16 protein-coding genes and 1 pseudogene are annotated in these 17,770 nt (G+C 34.3%); 6 read left to right on the plus strand and 11 right to left on the minus strand.

The genetic code is table 11. The features are described 5' to 3' along the window. Window positions 1-32: 32 nt before the first annotated feature. Window positions 33-536, minus strand: a complete 504-nt coding sequence (locus ACIQ2S_RS01080) for a GbsR/MarR family transcriptional regulator (protein WP_396172216.1) — start codon at window positions 534-536, stop codon at window positions 33-35. Between the two features lie 191 nt (window positions 537-727). On the opposite strand from ACIQ2S_RS01080, the gene ACIQ2S_RS01085 reads away from it, so the two are divergent. Further along, the gene (locus ACIQ2S_RS01085) at window positions 728-1,843 is read left to right on the plus strand and encodes an ATP-binding protein (RefSeq protein WP_396172217.1); all 1,116 of its coding nucleotides are present in this window, start codon (window positions 728-730) and stop codon (window positions 1,841-1,843) included. A gap of 222 nt (window positions 1,844-2,065) precedes the next feature. Here the strand turns inward: ACIQ2S_RS01085 and ACIQ2S_RS01090 are convergent, their stop codons facing one another. The 10 genes and pseudogenes from ACIQ2S_RS01090 to ACIQ2S_RS01135 form a co-directional block, all read right to left on the minus strand. Further along, window positions 2,066-4,090: a M3 family metallopeptidase gene (locus ACIQ2S_RS01090; RefSeq protein ID WP_396172218.1), complete on the minus strand. Its 2,025-nt coding sequence runs from the start codon at window positions 4,088-4,090 to the stop codon at window positions 2,066-2,068. A 95-nt stretch (window positions 4,091-4,185) separates the two neighbouring features. Further along, window positions 4,186-4,671, minus strand: a complete 486-nt coding sequence (purE, locus tag ACIQ2S_RS01095; protein ID WP_396172219.1) for a 5-(carboxyamino)imidazole ribonucleotide mutase — start codon at window positions 4,669-4,671, stop codon at window positions 4,186-4,188. 11 nt (window positions 4,672-4,682) lie between these two features. Further along, window positions 4,683-5,021, minus strand: coding sequence for a type II toxin-antitoxin system PemK/MazF family toxin (locus tag ACIQ2S_RS01100; RefSeq protein WP_396172220.1), 339 nt, complete (start codon window positions 5,019-5,021; stop codon window positions 4,683-4,685). After that, window positions 5,008-5,247, minus strand: coding sequence for a hypothetical protein (locus ACIQ2S_RS01105; protein ID WP_396172221.1), 240 nt, complete (start codon window positions 5,245-5,247; stop codon window positions 5,008-5,010). The genes ACIQ2S_RS01100 and ACIQ2S_RS01105 overlap by 14 nt, the downstream gene beginning before the upstream one ends. 76 nt (window positions 5,248-5,323) lie before the next feature. After that, a pseudogene (locus ACIQ2S_RS01110) lies at window positions 5,324-5,398 on the minus strand (5-(carboxyamino)imidazole ribonucleotide mutase); the annotation flags it as partial. A 27-nt stretch (window positions 5,399-5,425) separates the two neighbouring features. After that, window positions 5,426-5,827, minus strand: a complete 402-nt coding sequence (locus ACIQ2S_RS01115) for a hypothetical protein (RefSeq protein WP_396172222.1) — start codon at window positions 5,825-5,827, stop codon at window positions 5,426-5,428. A gap of 398 nt (window positions 5,828-6,225) precedes the next feature. Continuing rightward, entirely contained in the window at window positions 6,226-7,380 is a 1,155-nt protein-coding gene (locus ACIQ2S_RS01120) for a 5-(carboxyamino)imidazole ribonucleotide synthase (RefSeq protein WP_396172223.1), read from the minus strand. Between the two features lie 81 nt (window positions 7,381-7,461). Then, complete coding sequence (locus tag ACIQ2S_RS01125) at window positions 7,462-9,099, minus strand: DUF1501 domain-containing protein (protein WP_396172224.1); 1,638 nt, start codon at window positions 9,097-9,099, stop codon at window positions 7,462-7,464. 10 nt (window positions 9,100-9,109) lie between these two features. Then, the gene (locus ACIQ2S_RS01130; RefSeq protein ID WP_396172225.1) at window positions 9,110-10,759 is read right to left on the minus strand and encodes a DUF1800 family protein; all 1,650 of its coding nucleotides are present in this window, start codon (window positions 10,757-10,759) and stop codon (window positions 9,110-9,112) included. 375 nt (window positions 10,760-11,134) lie between these two features. Then, the gene (locus tag ACIQ2S_RS01135; protein WP_396172226.1) at window positions 11,135-11,692 is read right to left on the minus strand and encodes a hypothetical protein; all 558 of its coding nucleotides are present in this window, start codon (window positions 11,690-11,692) and stop codon (window positions 11,135-11,137) included. A gap of 92 nt (window positions 11,693-11,784) precedes the next feature. Here ACIQ2S_RS01135 and ACIQ2S_RS01140 point away from each other — a divergent pair, with 92 nt between their 5' ends. From ACIQ2S_RS01140 to ACIQ2S_RS01160, 5 genes are all read left to right on the plus strand, one after another. Beyond that, window positions 11,785-12,315, plus strand: coding sequence for a phosphoribosyltransferase (locus ACIQ2S_RS01140; protein ID WP_396172227.1), 531 nt, complete (start codon window positions 11,785-11,787; stop codon window positions 12,313-12,315). Between the two features lie 55 nt (window positions 12,316-12,370). After that, a complete protein-coding gene (locus tag ACIQ2S_RS01145; RefSeq protein WP_396172230.1) occupies window positions 12,371-12,946 on the plus strand; it encodes an adenylate kinase in 576 nt (191 codons plus the stop codon). Window positions 12,947-13,114: 168 nt separating this feature from the next. Beyond that, a complete protein-coding gene (locus ACIQ2S_RS01150) occupies window positions 13,115-14,344 on the plus strand; it encodes a hemolysin family protein (RefSeq protein WP_396172244.1) in 1,230 nt (409 codons plus the stop codon). A 68-nt stretch (window positions 14,345-14,412) separates the two neighbouring features. Then, window positions 14,413-15,414: a GTPase ObgE gene (gene obgE / locus ACIQ2S_RS01155; RefSeq protein ID WP_396172231.1), complete on the plus strand. Its 1,002-nt coding sequence runs from the start codon at window positions 14,413-14,415 to the stop codon at window positions 15,412-15,414. 169 nt (window positions 15,415-15,583) lie between these two features. Next, window positions 15,584-17,731, plus strand: a complete 2,148-nt coding sequence (locus ACIQ2S_RS01160) for a S46 family peptidase (RefSeq protein ID WP_396172232.1) — start codon at window positions 15,584-15,586, stop codon at window positions 17,729-17,731. Window positions 17,732-17,770 lie beyond the last annotated feature (39 nt).

Here is a 17,770-nt window from a genome sequence, read left to right on the forward strand (position 1 = left end):
AGAAAAAAATGAAAGTTGTTATTAAAAAAAAATTATTTCATTATTTTCACCACCAATTTTGCCAACCAATTGTCTTTGTATTCAGTGATTTTGTCTAATACATTATCGGCTTTCAACACAAAATCATATAATTTAGAGGTTTGATCTACAAAATGTTTTTCGGCTGCTGTTCCGTCTGATTTTAATGCTGAAACTTCTTTTAAAATTTTTAAGGCGGGTTTAATTTCACGTTTGCTTCGTTCTCTCGAAATTTTTACGGCTAGTTCGTCCAAATCTTTTTCGGCAGTAAAAAACTCTTTGCGTTCGCCGGCTTTGTATTCTTTATATACAATTCCCCAATCCATCAATGCTCTCAAATTCATGGAAGCATTGCCGCGAGAAATTTGCAATTCCTCCATAATGTCTTCCATCGAAATCGGTTCGTGCGAAACCATCAACAACGCATGAATCTGTGCCATGGTTTTGTTAATTCCCCATTGCGAACCTAAAGCTCCCCAAGTTTGAACGAATTTATTTTTTGCTTCTTTGAATTCCATACGACAAAGATATGTAAAAGTTTTTAAACTTTCAAAAAAAAATGAAAGTTTGTTGAGTGTTTTTTAAAAAGTATAATATTGGTGAGTACATTCGCAAAAAAATATATAAATTTGGTGAGTACATTCACCAAATAATATATAAATTTGGTGAATAGAATTATTTTTGTACTTTTGAATTAAATTTTAAAGTCATGATAAATAGGGATTTAACCAATATTGTAATCAACAAATTGCATAAAGGTAAAGCAATTGTGCTAATTGGGCCTAGACAAGTTGGTAAAACAACTTTAATCAATGCGTTATTAGCCGATAAAACCTATCTTTTTTTAGATGGTGACGATCATTCTGTGAGTGAATTGCTTTCAAATGCAAACACAGAACAATTGAGGAGTATCGTCGGAAATTATAAATACATTTTTATTGACGAAGCTCAACGCATACCCAATGTTGGGCTGAAACTGAAAATTATAGTAGACCAAATCAAAGATGTTCAAGTGATTGTATCGGGTTCGTCAGCGTTTGATATCAATAACATAACGCAAGAACCCTTAACAGGCAGAAAGTTTGAATACCAACTTTTTCCCGTTTCTTGGAACGAATTCGAGCAAAATGTAGGTTACGTAAAAGCACATCAGCAACTGGAATTACGCATGTTATATGGCATGTATCCCGATGTTATCAATAATTTTGGCAACGAATATGAAATTTTGAAAAACTTGGTTTCAAGTTATTTGTATAAAGACATCTTAGCTTTGGCCGGCATTCGAAAATCTGATATTTTGGATAAAATTCTTCAAGCTTTGGCTTTGCAAATTGGTAGCGAAGTGAGTTATAATGAAATTGCACAACTCGTTGGAGTAGATAAAAACACAGTCAACACTTATATTGATTTGTTGGAAAAAAGTTTTGTTGTTTTTCGTTTGAACAGTTTCTCCAAAAACATTCGGAACGAGATAAAAGCCAACAAGAAAATCTATTTTTACGACACGGGTGTGCGAAATATGGTCATCGGAAATTTCAATGCATTGGCTCTCCGTCAAGACAAAGGTGCATTGTGGGAAAATTTTATGATTGCAGAACGAATGAAACATTTGTCGTATGCACAAAGCCTTGCCAAACCTTTTTTTTGGCGAACCACTACCCAGCAAGAAGTCGATTATATCGAAACCAATGCCGATGCCGTTAGTGCGTTTGAATTCAAATGGTCAAGTACCAAAAAAGCGAAATTACCAAAATCGTTTATAGAAGCGTACAACCCGAGTTTTAGGGTGGTGAATCAAGAGAATTTCAGGGATTTTTTGAAATAAGTTTTGGGCGTTCCCATCCGCAAGCTGCGGGTCAGGCTTTTCGTTGCATCCCGATAGCTATCGGGATCGCAAAAAATGCCATTTTCTAAAATCCAAAAAGAGCTTCCTTTGGTCGCTTTTTTGGCTCAAGAAAATTGGCATTTTTTTGCTGCGGGCTTTGCACTTCAATCCTTAACGCGGGGAAGTGCTAAAATCAAAAATCGTCAATCAAAAATCGTTAATCTAAACCAACCCCGCTCTCTTCAACAAAGCCTCCACTTTCGGTTCTTGACCTCTGAATTTTTTATACAATTCCATCGGCAATTCTGTTCCGCCTTTTGATAAAACGTTGTCTTTGAATTTTGCCGCCACTTCATGATTAAAAATTCCTTTTTCCTGAAAATAGGCAAACGCATCGGCATCCAAAACCTCCGCCCATTTATAACTGTAATAACCCGATGAATAACCTCCTTGAAAAATATGTGAAAACGACGTGCTCATACAATTTTCTTCCACATCCGGATATAATAAAGTACCTTCAAAAGCATCTTTTTCAAAAGCTTTAACATCGTCAATCGTTTGCACTTTGGCATGATAAGCAATGTCCAACAGTCCAAAACTCAATTGACGCATCGTTGCCATTCCTTCCAAGAAACTTGCACTTTCCTTGATTTTTTCCACATACTGTTGCGGAATCACTTCCCCAGTTAAATAATGTTTCGCAAACAATGCCAAAGCTTCCGGTTCATAACACCAGTTTTCCATGATTTGACTCGGCAATTCCACAAAATCCCAATATACGGATGTACCGGACAAACTCGGATAGGTCGTGTTCGCCAGCATACCATGCAAGGCATGACCGAATTCGTGAAACAAAGTCGTCACTTCGTTAAAGGTTAGGAGGGAAGGTTTTGTCTCCGTTGGTGGTGTAAAATTACATACGATCGAAACGTGTGGTCTTTCGTTCACACCATTTTTGATATATTGTGGTTTAAAAGAGGTCATCCAAGCACCGTTACGTTTACCTTTTCTCGGAAAAAAATCAGCGTAGAAAACAGCTACTAATTCGTTTTGAAAATCTAAAACTTCAAAAGTTTGCACATCATTATGGTATGTATCAATATCAAAAACTTCTTTAAACCTAATTCCGAATAATTTTTCGGCAATCGTAAACGCTCCGTTTAACACATTTTCTAATTTGAAATACGGTTTCAACAATTCATCATCCAAACTAAATAATTTTTGCTTCAATTTTTCTGAATAATAAGGGCCGTCCCATTTTTCCAAATATTCAATTCCGTCTAAATCTTTCGCAAAAGCAGTCAATTCGGCAAACTCTTTGTGAGCAGCCGGTTTGGCTTTTTCCAATAAATCATTCAAAAAAGCTTTCACTTTTTCCGGATTTTGAGCCATTCGTTCTTCCAAAACAAAATGCGAATGCGATTCATAACCCAATAAATTTGCTCTTTTATGACGCAATTCTACAATGCGTTTGACATTTTCTTTATTATCAAATTCATTATTTTGGAATGCTTTTTTTCCGGCAGCAATGGCTATTTCTTTTCTCAATTCACGGTTGTCAACATACGTTACAAACGGCAAATAACTTGGAAAATCCAACGTAAAAACCCAACCGTCCAATCCTTTCGATTTGGCTAAACTTGCCGCCATTTCTTTCGTTCCATCAGGCAAGCCTTTTAAATCGGCTTCGTTTGTAATGTGCAATTGGTAATTGTTGGTTTCGGCTAGTACATTTTCGCCATAGGTTAATTTTAATTTGGCTAATTCGGTGTCAATTTCACGTAATTTCAGTTTGTCTGCTTCCGCAAGTAAAGCTCCATTTCGTGAAAAACCTTTGAATTTTTTATCTAATAAAGTCGCTTGTTCGGTCGTTAAAGTCAATTTGTCTTTTTGATCATAAATGGCTTTTACACGTTTGAATAAGTCTTCGTTCAACGAAATATCATTGCTAAATTCAGTCAACAAAGGCGAAACTTCTTGAGCAATTTTTTGCATTTCGTCACATGTTTCAGCAGAATTCAAATTGAAGAAAATGGATGATAATCGATCTAAAGCTTCACCTGAAAAATCGAGTGCTTCAATCGTATTTTCAAAAGTAGGAACTTCAGAATTGTTTACGATTTCGTCAATTTCAGCTTTTGCCTGAGCAATCGTAGCTTCAAAAGCCGGTTTGTAATCGGCTAATTGTATTTGCGAAAAAGGTGCGGTGTTGTGTTTGGATTCGAAATTTTGAGTAAGTGTTTTCATTTCTTTTTTTAACATTAAGGGATTAAGAAAATTTAAGGGTTTTCATTAAGGCTTACTACTCTTAATGGAAAACCCTTAATTTCTTAATGTTGTATTTATTTTTTCAATTCAGATGCCGCTCTATTCACAGCCTCTTTCAAACCTTCTTTATAAAAAACTATTTTATCCAACACACATTTATCGTGACTTCCGATGATTTGTGCAGCTAAAATTCCGGCATTTTTTGCCCCGTTCAACGCGACTGTTGCTACCGGAACACCTCCCGGCATTTGTAGAATCGACAAAACCGAATCCCAGCCGTCAATTGAATTACTCGATTTCACCGGAACGCCAATGACTGGCAACGGCGACATCGAAGCAACCATTCCCGGTAAATGTGCGGCACCACCTGCACCGGCAATAATCACCGAAATACCACGCGTGTGTGCATTTTTACTGAAATCAAACAATTTTTCCGGTGTACGATGTGCCGAAACAATATCGACTTCGGTTTCTATGTCAAATCCTTTTAAGATGTCGATGGCTTCTTGCATGACCGGCATGTCGGAAATGGAACCCATGATGATGGCTACTTTGCTCATTTTTTTATGTTTTAAAAATCCAAAACATTAAGTATGTTTTCCTTAATTTTATTTTTTATTTGATTTGTTGCAATTCCAATTTTTTTAACAAATCTCGAATTATCAATGCTTCTAATTTGGTCAATCATTATATCTGAATTGGCAGTCAAACCGCAATTTCCGTTATTGATTCTTATTCTTAAAATGGATGATTCGTTATTTAATTTTGTAGTAATTGGACAAACAATTGTTGATGGATGACGAATTTCGTTTAGAAAATTTGTCTGAACAATAATTACAGGGCGAACTTTTCCTGCTTCAGTTCCTATTTGAGGGTTTAAATCTGCAAGCCAAATTTCAAATTGATTCATTTATGTTGTCTATTTGTTCAAATTCACTTAAAACTTCCATTGAGCTTTCTGAAACTAATTTAGATTCAAAGTGCATTTTTTTTTGTAATAAAATCCTATTTTGAACTTTATTGTAATATTCAATCGCCTCGTTAATATAGCGATTACGGGGTTTTTTAATATTTTCTAGAATGTTTTCGGTGTCATCGAAAATAGCATCATCAATTTTTAAAGATATTGTTTTCATAAATTTATTTTTTACAAAAGTATATATAAAAAGTATATACTTTATATATTTTGATGAATTTTTACAGCCGCAAAAGTTTTAAAATGTCCATGGCTTCTTGCATGACCGGCATCTCGGAGATGGAACCCATGATAATGGCTACTTTGCTCATTTGTTAAGTTTGTTTAAAGTTTAAGGTTTAAAGTTGTTTCTTCCAACTTTTAAATCCTATTACATCTTTTCTAATTTGTTTTATCCACTTTTTACCGTATTTGTTGGTTAGGTAATTGAAAATTATTTCATTGTATTCTTTTGTACAATTTGAACCAATGCATCCTTGCTCATAAAATTCAATTCTATATTTTTCTTCAAAAGTTTTATCCCCAGTATATATTATTGGAGCTTCTCCACTTTGAAGAAATAAAAAAATAGTCTCATTTTTTATATCTGTTTCTGCTAATTTTACTGCTTCATCACAATTATCAATAAAATATATTTTTGATGCCCCACTATTATTTATTTGTTCAACTGTTAATTTTTTGGACTGACCAAACACCAAATGGGAAATGAAAAGAAAGAGTAAAATTTGAAGTTGTTTCATTTTAAAATTGTAAAAGTAATTGTAATCTTTTTGAGACAAGACATCTGTTTAATTGATTTGCTTTTTTTGTTTAAGTTTTGCACTAAAATAGTTGTAATATATTTTTTTTAATTGAAAATAGGCAAATGTAATGATCCAGAAAATTAAATAATTATGTAGTAAAAACTTCCAATTTAAATACCTTGTATATTTATAGTCAATTCCGTCAAGGTCTACACTGCTGGGTAAAAATGATAGAAAGTATAAGGAATGCCAATGTAAATTTCGTCGAGTTCTTTGACTTCCTCGTATGCAGAAATACAAAGCAAAAGAAAAACAAAACTAACTACACTTAAAAAGACAAATGCATTGTAACTAATTTTAAAAAACTCTTTAATTATTTTCAAAACTTCAAATTTTTAAATTGAAATCACTCTTATACTATTCTTCACTACTTCTGCAATTCTTCTCGCTTCCACCATATCTTCATTCACAATCGTCACGTGTCCCATTTTTCGAAAAGGTCGTGTTTGTCTTTTACCGTAAATGTGAGGTGTTACACCATCAATAGCCATGATTTTTTCGATATTCTCATAAACTACTTGACCGGAAAAACCTTCTTCACCCACCAAATTTACCATAATTCCGGCAACTTTGCTAGCGGTATTTCCTAAAGGTAAGTCTAAAATGGCTCGTAGATGATTTTCAAATTGCGAAGTATAACTGGCTTCAATGCTGTAATGTCCTGAATTATGCGGTCGTGGAGCCACTTCATTCACCAAAATTTCATCGTTTTCGGTTTGAAACATTTCTACCGCCAATAAACCAATATGATGGAATGACTCAGAGACTTTCAATGCAATTTCTTGAGCTTTTTGAGCTACTTTTTCGTCAATTCGAGCCGGGCAAATTACATATTCCACTTGATTGGCTTCGGGATGGAATTCCATTTCTACCACCGGATAGGTTTTGACTTCACCTGACGCGGAGCGTACAACAATTACAGCCAACTCGTTTTTAAACGGAATCATATCTTCAATTAAACAGGGCGTTTCTGGTAAGTCAGTGATGTCTTTTTCCGATTTTAGAATTTTTACGCCATATCCATCATACCCAAATCGATCTTGTTTCCAAACGCACGGATACGTTAGCGTTCCCTTTAAAACTTCGGCCACTAATTCACTTTTATTTTCAAAAGTTTTGGCGTTGGCCGTTGGGATTTGATTACCCAAATAAAGATTTTTTTGTGTGATTTTGCTTTGGATGTTTCGCAAAGTTTTTGGCGAGGGAAATACTTTTTTACCTTCCGCTTCCAATTGGTCTAACGCATCTAAATTGACATTTTCAATTTCAATGGTTAAAACATCCACTTTCTTCCCGAAATTATAAACGGTATCAAAATCCAAAAGGTTTCCAATTTCAAAATAATGAGCTCCAAATTGACATGGTGCGTCTTTACTTGGGTCTAAAATATAGGTTTGTATGTCGAATTTTCGCGTATCAGCCAAAAGCATTTTGCCAAGTTGACCACCACCTAAAATGCCTAATTTGAAATCGGAAGAGAAGTAATTCATGTCGGGAAATTGTCAGTCTATTGACAGTTTATTTCACAAATATACTTACTCAAAATGTAATGAACAATTGATATTTTTATTTTATCGTCTAATAATTGTTTTTTTAGAATAATTACCTTGGTTAGTGTTTATAATTAGAAGATAAATACCTACCGCAAACTGATGAATAGGAATGCTAAATTCATTTGTTATTTGTGGGTTATTAAATTTTCCAAGTAGTTTTCCATCGATTGTAAAGACTGTTATCGAATTTACATTCTCCGGAGAAAATGCTGTAAGCATTTCTGAATTTGGAGTAATATATACAATTACTTCATTAGGGTTAATCACCTGATTTTCGGAACTCAATAGAGTATCCGAGTAGCAAGATAGTGGAACGGTACTTTGAGTATTTATTAGTTGATTAACTTTATTCCCTGAGAAACCAGTTGCATTTGTGTTGTCATAGAAAGTTAAATCCAACACATTATTGCTTGCACCAAACCAATCTTGTAAAATAGTACTATAAACTCTTCGATAATCGTGTTGAACAGTTTGTACCTGATAATTATTAGACAAAACAGCTTCGCTTAAGTTTATATTTGTTCCCGATATTCCGGGAGTAACAGAATTTCCAAAAACAAACATTGGTGCTATTTCGCCGTGATCTGTGCCTAAACCTCCGTTTTCTTTGGCTTTTCGTCCAAACTCTGAAAAAGTTACTGCTAGTACATCATTGCCTATAGTTTGATTATTTAAATCGGTTATAAAACTAGACACTGCTGCGGATATTTGAGTCATTAAATTGGCGTGAGTACCCAAATGTGAAGTGGTACTTGAAGCAACTTGTAAATTATGAGTATCAAATCCGCCAATTTTTACAAGATAGACTTTGGTTTGTAAACCACCTGATATAAATTTAGCAACTGACTTCAATTGGTTTGATAATGCGGTATTTGGATAGGTAACTGTATTTGTCCCCGCACTAAATGCTGTTGATATGGTTTGAGCATAGACATTAGTTGAAGTATCATTATTTAAAATATATTGTATCAGATCACCATATTCAGAATTTGGAATTGTTGTTGGAGCTGGTCCTCCTAATCCGTTAACTACTGAATAAAAACCAGAAGGATCTTGACCATTTATATTTAGCGACATTCCATGTTCTTCTTCGCCATGAAAACCCAAGGAATTTTCACTACTACCTAACTGAATACCTAATGGAAAGTTTGCTGTTAGAAAATTTGCATAATAATTTTCTAAAAAACGCCCTACCCAACCACTATCTAAACTATTATTTGCTGCTGTTCCATCTCCACCAGTCAACCATAAATCGGTTGATTTAAAATGTGATTTATCTTGAATTGGATAGCCCACACCTTGAATTAATCGCATTAATCCACTATCGTAAAGACTTTTAAACCCTACCAATGAAGGATGCAATCCAACCTGATTTTGTAACGGTACTGTAGTGTCTAAATTAATTACACTATTTAAACCGGTATTATTTAGCTTTATCGTTGGTCGTAGATTGGCATAAATATCATATTGATTTAACGGTACAACAGTGTTAATACCATCATTGGCTCCTGCCAATTGAATTAATACAATTTTTTTATTATTGATATTTGGACACGTGGTCATTCCTGCCGATTTAAATAGTGCAAATACTTCTGTAGGTAGAAGCGTCAATGCACTTGCGGTAGCTGTAAGTTTAATAAAGTTTCTTCTTTTCATTTTTTTGTGATTAGAAAATTTGAGATTCGGGAGCACTTAATAATTTTGAAACCAATAATTTTAACCTTGGTTCTACTACTGTATTATTTGAATTGTTTGTATAATCAATCCAAGCATCAGTCCAATAAAAATTTTCTAGACCTTGCAACAAAAAGGAGTTCATAAAATAAGCTACTCTTGCTGGATCAGGAAATTGGGCAAACAAAGCATTGCATAATTCAGAAGTTAACACCACCGGATTGGCCGCGTCTGAAATTAATCCACCATTTAGGATAACACTTGAAATGTTAATTTTGCCTACAATGTTGCTATTGCCACTTATTCTGTTAATGCCGTCAAGTAGAGATTCGCCTAGTCGATATCGAGCAATTAGAGTTGAAGAGGATATCCAATTTTTATCAAAATTTGGAGCTTGATAATAGGCGAGGTGACCTGCTACATTTTCAGGGTCAAATAAAATCATATTTGAATTAGTTAAAAATGTATCATGAATAAACCGAAGCCAAAATTGATTATAATAGTTAAAGGCGTCAGTTGCAGGACTGGGGATAGTAGCTTGTAAATAGCTACAAATTTCAGAAACTTGTTGCAATGGGGATTTAATTATTGCTCCAATTGTTTCATCGTTTGGGTTAGTGTCGTCAAGGTCATAAAAATGCGTGCTTTCTAATAACTTTCTAACTGTTGGTACTAGTTCATAATTATTATCAAAAAGTAATTGAGCTAGGGGTGTTATGATATCCGTTTCAACTTCGGGAGTAATGGTTCCTTTAACAAAATAGATGTATAGTTTCCTACAGATATTTTTAGCCGTTGCCATTTGAGTAAAAACCATAGTTACAAAACTATCTAATTCTACATCCATTGTTACATCGCTGGTTGCAGGACTAATAGTTGTGTTATTAAAAGCACTACTAAAAACTTTTTGGGTTACATCATGTTGAGAAAAAACATTATAACCTTTAGGTATTCCGGTTGTGGAATCAATTACCGTTCTATCACTTTTTCTTTTAAAACCGGTTAACACTTTTGCTGCCTGAACAATATCTGACTCAGTATAAGTAGTGTAATTTCCAGCAGCAATTTGAGGGCCTTTTCCAATGGTAAAAAGCTCAAAAAATTCTCTTGCATAATTTTCATCGGGAGAATTTTTATTATTTGCCGTATTGTTCAGATAATCTAACATTGAATTGTCTAATGTCATTTTTTTTGCAAATGTTTTATAATTTCCATAAGCGTAATACAATAACAAACGAACGTGGTCATAGAATTCAGTGGCACTTCCCGCACCATTTGATTTTGCAACAGTAAATCTTGTTGATAGGAAATGGGATAATTTAAATTTTAATGTTGGTGTGTTAATCGCATTATACCACCACCAACCGCCAACAAATTTAGCTTTTCTTGCTTGTCCGGTAAAACTAGTGGGAAGTGCCGTAGACTCTGTCCAGAAACCATCCGGACTGGTAGTTGGTAAAGGGTCAAAAGGAATAGAAAGAATTAATGGATTATCTTGCAATAAAAGACTTAAAGCTTGATTTGGAGTTAGTTGTGCGTACTGATTAACTAATGTTTTTGAATAAGCAAAAGTGGCTCTTTTAAGCAGATGTTTAGCATTAACTACTCCAAGTATATTGGTATTTTGATTTAGGGAGGCCATTTAATTAAAATTTGGGTTAAAAGTAAATTTGGGAAAAATTTTATTTCATATCATCAGGGATTAAAATAAAACACTAATAAACAATTAGCCAAATATAGAAAAATAATTGCAACTTGTTGATTTTAATCAGCTTATTTGGTTTTTTGATGAGTTTAGCGAAAATTTCCATCTAATAATCTTAGACCTTAAAAGTCAATAGGTCATTTCTTAAAAAAAAAATTAGTTTTGGATTATTTTTAATAAAGCTTTGCTCATTTTAATGGGATCTAAAAGTAGTTAGATTAGTTTCACTACTTGTTTTTAATAAATAATATGTATGAAAAATTGTAGTAGAGTAGAAGAATAGGTACCTTATTGACAATTGGCAGTGGATGACTAATAATTTTTGCGGTCTATTTTTTTCAAAATATTCCTAGCTGCCGCCTTATATCCCTCAGAATGACTGGAATAATCCTGACTTAAAATCGGTTTTAATTCTTCATAAATCCAATCGTATTTTTTTCCTAAAACAAATAAAGCTTTCATTGCGTAGGCTTTAGAAGCTACTTTTTCGTCTTGAATTAATCGATCAATCAACGCTTCAATTAGCAGATGTTCTTGCTCTTGGGTTAGTTTAATTCCGTTTTTGCGATGATTGCTTTTGGTTAAAAACATCGCAATTCGTGTAGCAGGTCGCAAGGATGAATCATTTTTGATGGTAGGCAACACTGCACAAAATTCATCAATAAAGTGTGCCAATAATTTCAGCTTTTTTTCACCCACCAAATCCAAACTCCAAAACGCTTTTACATGTAATTCATGCGAAATATCAAAAGCAATCGCAATCAATTCTTTCAAATTTTCTTCACTTTTCATGGCAAAATTGCTCACCATCACTCGACTTTTCACATGAGCGGTGCTTCCTTCTATTTTTTGATACATGTTGGAATTCATGGTGTAAATATACCAATTTTGCAAAAAACTATGAATACGTAGGATGTAATACCTTCGACTTCACTAAATTTGCATTTTAAAAAACACATAGCATGATACACCTTCACGATAAAACGTTTGAACCTTTTATTTCGGCGGAAGAAATTGATTTCGCGATTGCAAATATTGCAAAACAAATGGATGATGATTTCTTTGATGACGTACCTGTTTTTATTGGAGTATTAAACGGTTCTTTTATGGTTTTGTCCAACTTGATGAAGCATTACAGAGGAATGTGCGAAGTAAGTTTCGTTAAAATGGCATCGTATGAAGGCACTCAAACAACCAATGATGTAATTGAATTAATTGGGTTGAACCAAAGTTTAGAAGGACGCACAGTGGTTATTGTAGAAGATATAGTAGATACCGGAAATACTGTTGAAAAACTAAAAACCATTTTAAAAGGTTACTCCATTAAGCATTTAAAAATTGCTACGTTGTTTTTGAAGCCTGATGTTTATGCAAAAGATATAAAAATAGATTATGTTGGAATACGAATTCCAAACAAATTTATTGTTGGTTTCGGACTTGACTATAACGGTTTGGGTAGAAACTTAATCGACGTTTATCAACTTGCGGACTAATTAAGTTATACTATTGGAATTTGGAATTTAACTATTGGAATTTAAATAAAATATAATGATTAACATCGTTCTATTCGGTAAACCCGGAGCAGGTAAAGGCACACAAGCTGAATTTTTAAAAGAGAAATATAATCTAACTCATTTGTCAACCGGCGATATTTTTCGATTCAACATCAAAAATGATACGGATTTAGGGAAGTTAGCCAAAACGTATATGGACAAAGGAGATTTGGTTCCAGATGAGGTGACCATTCAAATGTTGCAAAGCGAAGTGGATAAAAACCCTGATTCTGCCGGTTTTTTATTTGATGGTTTCCCTAGAACAATTGCTCAAGCTGAAGCTTTAGATGCGTTTTTGACTTTTAAAAATCAAGAAATTACCGCCACTGTAGCGTTAGAAGCAGATGATAACATTCTTGTTCAACGTTTATTGGAACGAGGAAAAACTTCCGGACGACCTGACGATCAAGACGAAGAAAAAATTAGAAATAGATACCAAGAATACAATGAAAAAACGGCTCCTTTGATGGATTACTACAAAAATCAAGGGAAATTTCACGCCGTAAACGGTATTGGAACCATTGCCGAAATTACTGAACGTCTAAGTTTAGTATTTGATCAGTTAAAATAGTCGGTTAATTATCTCAAAATTGGGGAATTAGTGCTATTTTTTTTAGATATTTGCAAAAACAAAAGGAGCTTCATCCGAAAAGTCGGTCGTGTGGCTCTTTTTTGCTAAAAAAACTTTATGGAAATTCTTATAATATTATTTTTGATTTTATTGAACGGAGTGTTCTCGATGTCGGAAATCGCTTTGATTTCTGCTCGAAAAAGTAGACTAGAAAACGCAGCTAAAAAAGGAAATCCAAGTGCAAAAGTCGCTTTAGATTTAGCTAATTCACCTAATAAATTTTTGTCTACGGTTCAAATTGGAATAACACTCATTGGAATTTTGACGGGTATTTATTCCGGAGAAAAAATCACAACCGATGTGCAGGAATTTGTTGCAGGTTTTGAGGTTTTGAAACCTTTTGCTAATTCAATTGCCGTTGGAATTGTGGTAGTTATTTTAACTTTTTTCTCATTGGTTTTAGGGGAATTAGTTCCTAAAAGAATCGGTCTAAATTATCCGGAAACGATTGCAAAAGCAGTTGCTGTGCCAATGAAAATTGTATCAAAAATTACTGCACCTTTTATTTGGTTACTGACGATTTCAACAGAATTCCTTTTAGATATTTTTAAGATCAAACCCACAGCCGACGGAAAAGTAACCGAAGAAGAAATTAAAGCAATTATAAAAGAAGGCACAGAAGTAGGTGAGGTTCAAGAAATTGAGCAAGATATTGTAGAACGTGTGTTTCATATTGGCGACCGAAAAGTTAATTCATTGATGACACATCGTTCGTCGGTTATTTATCTTTCCTTAGAAGACACACTGCAAGAGTTGAAAGCAAAAGTGTTGGATGAACTACATTCTTTTTACCCTGTTTGTGGCGAAAACATGGATGATATTGAAGGAATCGTTCTTTTGAAGGATTTGTTTGCAAGTTTCGAAAAGGGCACTTTTGACTTAAAAACTATTACAAAAGAACCTGTTTATTTCATCGAACAAACCTCTGCTTACAAAGCTTTAGAAAATTTCAAAAAATCAAAAGTTCATTATGCATTGATTGTGGATGAGCATGGTGTTTTTCAGGGAATTATCACATTGAATGATATTTTGGAAGCTTTGGTTGGAGATGCTTCCGATTTTTATGATGAGGAATTTCAATTAGTTGCTCGCGAAGACGGCACTTGGCTGGTTGACGGACATTATTCGCTACACGATTTCTTGACATATTTTGATATGGACGACCATATTAACGATTATGATGTAACAACTGTTAGCGGATTTATTATTACCGAGCTCGGAACTATTCCAAAACAAGGACAGAAATTAATTTGGAATAAATTAGAATTTGAAGTAATCGATATGGATGGCGTGAAGATTGATAAAATTCTAATCAAGAATTTAAAAGAATCGAAATAGTTAAAGTGCAATTTTTAAGACTTAAACAATCTTAAACAAACTTAAACTATTTAAACTTTAAGAAAATAATGACAGAAGGAAATTTTGTAGACTACGTAAAAATATATGTTTCTTCCGGAAAAGGAGGAAAAGGATCAACCCATTTACACCGCGAGAAATTTATTGAAAAAGGAGGTCCAGATGGTGGTGATGGAGGAAGAGGTGGACATGTATATCTAAGAGGAAATAAAAATCTTTGGACGCTTTTCCATTTAAAATTTGTGAAACACATGCGAGCCGGACATGGCGGTGATGGAGGAAGTTCCAGAAGTACCGGACATGATGGTGAAGATAAATATGTGGAAGTCCCCTTGGGAACCGTTGTAAAAAACATCGAAACAGGAGAAGTTTTGTTTGAAATCACCGAACATGATGAAGTGAAAATTCTGGCAAAGGGAGGAAAAGGAGGTCTTGGAAACTGGCATTTTCGTTCGTCAACCAATCAAACACCTCGTTATTCACAACCGGGTATGCCGGTGGAAGAAATCGATGTTATTTTGGAATTAAAGGTTTTAGCTGATGTTGGCTTAGTCGGTTTTCCAAATGCAGGAAAATCAACATTGCTGTCGGTTTTAACTTCAGCAAAGCCAAAAATTGCCGATTATCCGTTTACAACCTTGAAACCCAATTTAGGAATTGTGGCGTATCGCGAATTTCAATCGTTTGTAATTGCTGATATTCCGGGTATTATTGAAGGAGCAGCCGAAGGAAAAGGTTTGGGTCATTACTTTTTGCGTCACATAGAACGAAATTCAATTCTGTTGTTTTTAGTTCCTGCGGATGCGAAAGATATTAAAAAAGAATATGAAGTTTTGTTGGATGAATTGCGAAGATACAATCCCGAAATGTTGGATAAAGACCGTTTTTTGGTCATTTCAAAATGTGACTTGCTGGATGATGAATTGAAAATAGAATTAAAAAAACAAATTGACAAAGAACTCAAAGGAACGAACTATATGTTTATTTCATCGGTTGCTCAACAAGGGTTGCAGGAATTGAAAGATGAACTTTGGACGATGTTAAATCCGTAATAGGTATACTTTCTACAAAGCATTAAAAGCATCCTGAATGGGATGCTTTTTTTATGAAATTCTAAATATTTCGTTAAAAATATACTACATCGTTGTAGTTTTTCAAACAATCAAGGGTGTTAAATTGCTAATTTGAATTATCTTCGCAAAGATTTTAAACTAATAGAAAATGAAAAAATTTATTTTAAGTTTCATTGCAGTAATTGCCTTATTTCCGGCCACCTTATTTGCAAATGAAGGAATGTGGTTTTTAATGCACATTCAGCGTTTAAACCAACGTGATATGCAGAAAATGGGTCTGCAATTAACTGCTGAAGAAATCTACAGCATTAATAATTCAAGTGTTAAAGATGCAATCGTTCAGTTCAATGGAGGTTGTACTGCGGAAATGATTTCAAAAGATGGTTTGGTTTTAACCAATCACCATTGCGGTTATGATGCAATTGCTGAATTATCTTCTACAGAAAGTAACTATTTAAGAGATGGATTTTGGGCTCAAAACCGCAAAGCGGAATTAAAACCAAAAAGTTTATTCGTGCGTTTCTTTGTTCGCATGGACGATGTAACAAAAAGAATGTTAAGTGTAGTAAATGATAAAATGACTGAAGCAGAACGCGAAGCAGCCATTAATCAAGAAACAGCAAAAATTCAAAAAGAAAATGATGGCGGTGGAAAATACACTGTTTCAGTTCGTCCATTTTTCCAAGGAAACGAGTATTATTATTTTGTTTACCAAGATTATACCGATGTACGTTTAGTGGGAACACCAACGGAGAGTATCGGAAAATTTGGTGGTGATACAGACAACTGGGAATGGCCTCGTCACACAGGAGATTTCTCTTTATTTAGAGTATACGCAGATGCCAATGGAAATCCGGCAGAGTATTCAGAAAATAATGTTCCTTTAAAACCAAAACACCATTTGCCAATCAGTTTAAAAGGAGTTCAAGAAAACGATTTTGCGATGATTTTAGGATATCCGGGGCGTACAAACCGTTGGATGCCGGCGGAAGGAATTGAGCAAAATGTAAAATATGCTTACCCGGCTTGGGTGGAAGGTTCTAAAATGGGAATGGACAAAATGAAAGTCCACATGGATAAAGACGATGCTGTGCGTTTAATGTATGCTTCTAAATACGCAGGTGTTGCCAATTACTGGAAAAACCGTCAAGGGATGATTGACGCCTTAACGAAGTTTAATACAGCTGAATTAAAGCGTAAGAATGAAGCAAAATTTGATAAATGGGCAAACAAATCTGCCAATAAAGAAAAATATGGAAACGTAATGACCAACATTAATAAATATTATTCGATGACAAACGAAAAGTCACGTCACGATAATTATTTACAACAATTGTTGCGTACAAGTTCTTTTGGAACCGTTTCACGCGGACTGGGAAGACAATTAGAAGGCTATGCAAAAGCGGACGTATCGAAAAGAGCTCAATCGAAAGCAGCAATGAAGGAAATGATTGACGGTATGTTTTCTGAAATTTACATTCCTGCAGAGAAAGATATTTTGGCTGCACAATTGGCTTTGTATAATTCAAAAGCAGGTTATAAGATTGCTCCATCCGTTGAAGAAATGGCAAAATCAAACAATAATGATTTTACAGCTTATGTAAACGCTGCATTTGATTTAAGTTTATTTACTTCGAAAGAAAAATTACATGCGTTTTTAGAACTTCCAAATGAGGCATTGGTAACCAATGATCCTCTGTACAAACTGTCAAATGATCTTTTGACGCATTTGCAAATTCGTTCAGAAGAATTAACGCAAGCTCAAAATGATTATTCAAAATCCTACCGTTTGTTGGTGGAAGGATTAAGAGAATCAAAATTATCAACGATTCAATATCCGGATGCTAACTCTACTTTGCGTTTAACATACGGTAAAGTTCGTGCATTACCTGCGGATAAAAGAAACGACGCAAAAATCAATAACTATACTACTTTAGACGGAATGGTGAAAAAACACAAAGCAGGTGACCCTGAATTTGATTTATCACAGCCGCTAATTGATTTGTACAATAAAAAAGATTACGGTCAGTATGCTGATAAAGATGGTACATTACACGTGAACTTCTTGACTGACAATGATATTACAGGAGGTAACTCAGGTTCCCCAGTATTAAACGGTAAAGGAGAATTAATCGGATTAGCATTTGATGGGAACATCGAAGCGATGGCCGGTGACGTTATTTTTGATAAAAATTTACAACGTACCATCAATGTTGATATTCGCTTTGTTTTATACGTTATTGAAAAATACGCAGGTGCTAAACACCTGATTGACGAGTTAACAATTGTAAAATAAGTTTAATTTTAATTCAATAAAAAATCTGCTTCAGTAATG

The sequence above is a fragment of the Flavobacterium sp. genome (assembly GCF_044371705.1).
Taxonomy (GTDB): Bacteria; Bacteroidota; Bacteroidia; order Flavobacteriales; family Flavobacteriaceae; genus Flavobacterium.

What these genes read in the sequence shown, in the direction of transcription:
- purE (WP_396172219.1), bottom strand. Translation starts at nt 4,671, where the DNA reads ATGAGCAAAGTAGCCATCATCATGGGTTCCATTTCCGACATGCCGGTC.
- ACIQ2S_RS01150 (WP_396172244.1), top strand. Translation starts at nt 13,115, where the DNA reads ATGTCGGAAATCGCTTTGATTTCTGCTCGAAAAAGTAGACTAGAAAAC.
- ACIQ2S_RS01125 (WP_396172224.1), bottom strand. Translation starts at nt 9,099, where the DNA reads ATGAAAAGAAGAAACTTTATTAAACTTACAGCTACCGCAAGTGCATTG.
- obgE (WP_396172231.1), top strand. Translation starts at nt 14,413, where the DNA reads ATGACAGAAGGAAATTTTGTAGACTACGTAAAAATATATGTTTCTTCC.
- ACIQ2S_RS01085 (WP_396172217.1), top strand. Translation starts at nt 728, where the DNA reads ATGATAAATAGGGATTTAACCAATATTGTAATCAACAAATTGCATAAA.
- ACIQ2S_RS01120 (WP_396172223.1), bottom strand. Translation starts at nt 7,380, where the DNA reads ATGAATTACTTCTCTTCCGATTTCAAATTAGGCATTTTAGGTGGTGGT.
- ACIQ2S_RS01100 (WP_396172220.1), bottom strand. Translation starts at nt 5,021, where the DNA reads ATGAATCAATTTGAAATTTGGCTTGCAGATTTAAACCCTCAAATAGGA.
- ACIQ2S_RS01145 (WP_396172230.1), top strand. Translation starts at nt 12,371, where the DNA reads ATGATTAACATCGTTCTATTCGGTAAACCCGGAGCAGGTAAAGGCACA.
- ACIQ2S_RS01140 (WP_396172227.1), top strand. Translation starts at nt 11,785, where the DNA reads ATGATACACCTTCACGATAAAACGTTTGAACCTTTTATTTCGGCGGAA.
- ACIQ2S_RS01105 (WP_396172221.1), bottom strand. Translation starts at nt 5,247, where the DNA reads ATGAAAACAATATCTTTAAAAATTGATGATGCTATTTTCGATGACACC.
- ACIQ2S_RS01090 (WP_396172218.1), bottom strand. Translation starts at nt 4,090, where the DNA reads ATGAAAACACTTACTCAAAATTTCGAATCCAAACACAACACCGCACCT.
- ACIQ2S_RS01130 (WP_396172225.1), bottom strand. Translation starts at nt 10,759, where the DNA reads ATGGCCTCCCTAAATCAAAATACCAATATACTTGGAGTAGTTAATGCT.
- ACIQ2S_RS01115 (WP_396172222.1), bottom strand. Translation starts at nt 5,827, where the DNA reads ATGAAACAACTTCAAATTTTACTCTTTCTTTTCATTTCCCATTTGGTG.
- ACIQ2S_RS01135 (WP_396172226.1), bottom strand. Translation starts at nt 11,692, where the DNA reads ATGAATTCCAACATGTATCAAAAAATAGAAGGAAGCACCGCTCATGTG.
- ACIQ2S_RS01160 (WP_396172232.1), top strand. Translation starts at nt 15,584, where the DNA reads ATGAAAAAATTTATTTTAAGTTTCATTGCAGTAATTGCCTTATTTCCG.
- ACIQ2S_RS01080 (WP_396172216.1), bottom strand. Translation starts at nt 536, where the DNA reads ATGGAATTCAAAGAAGCAAAAAATAAATTCGTTCAAACTTGGGGAGCT.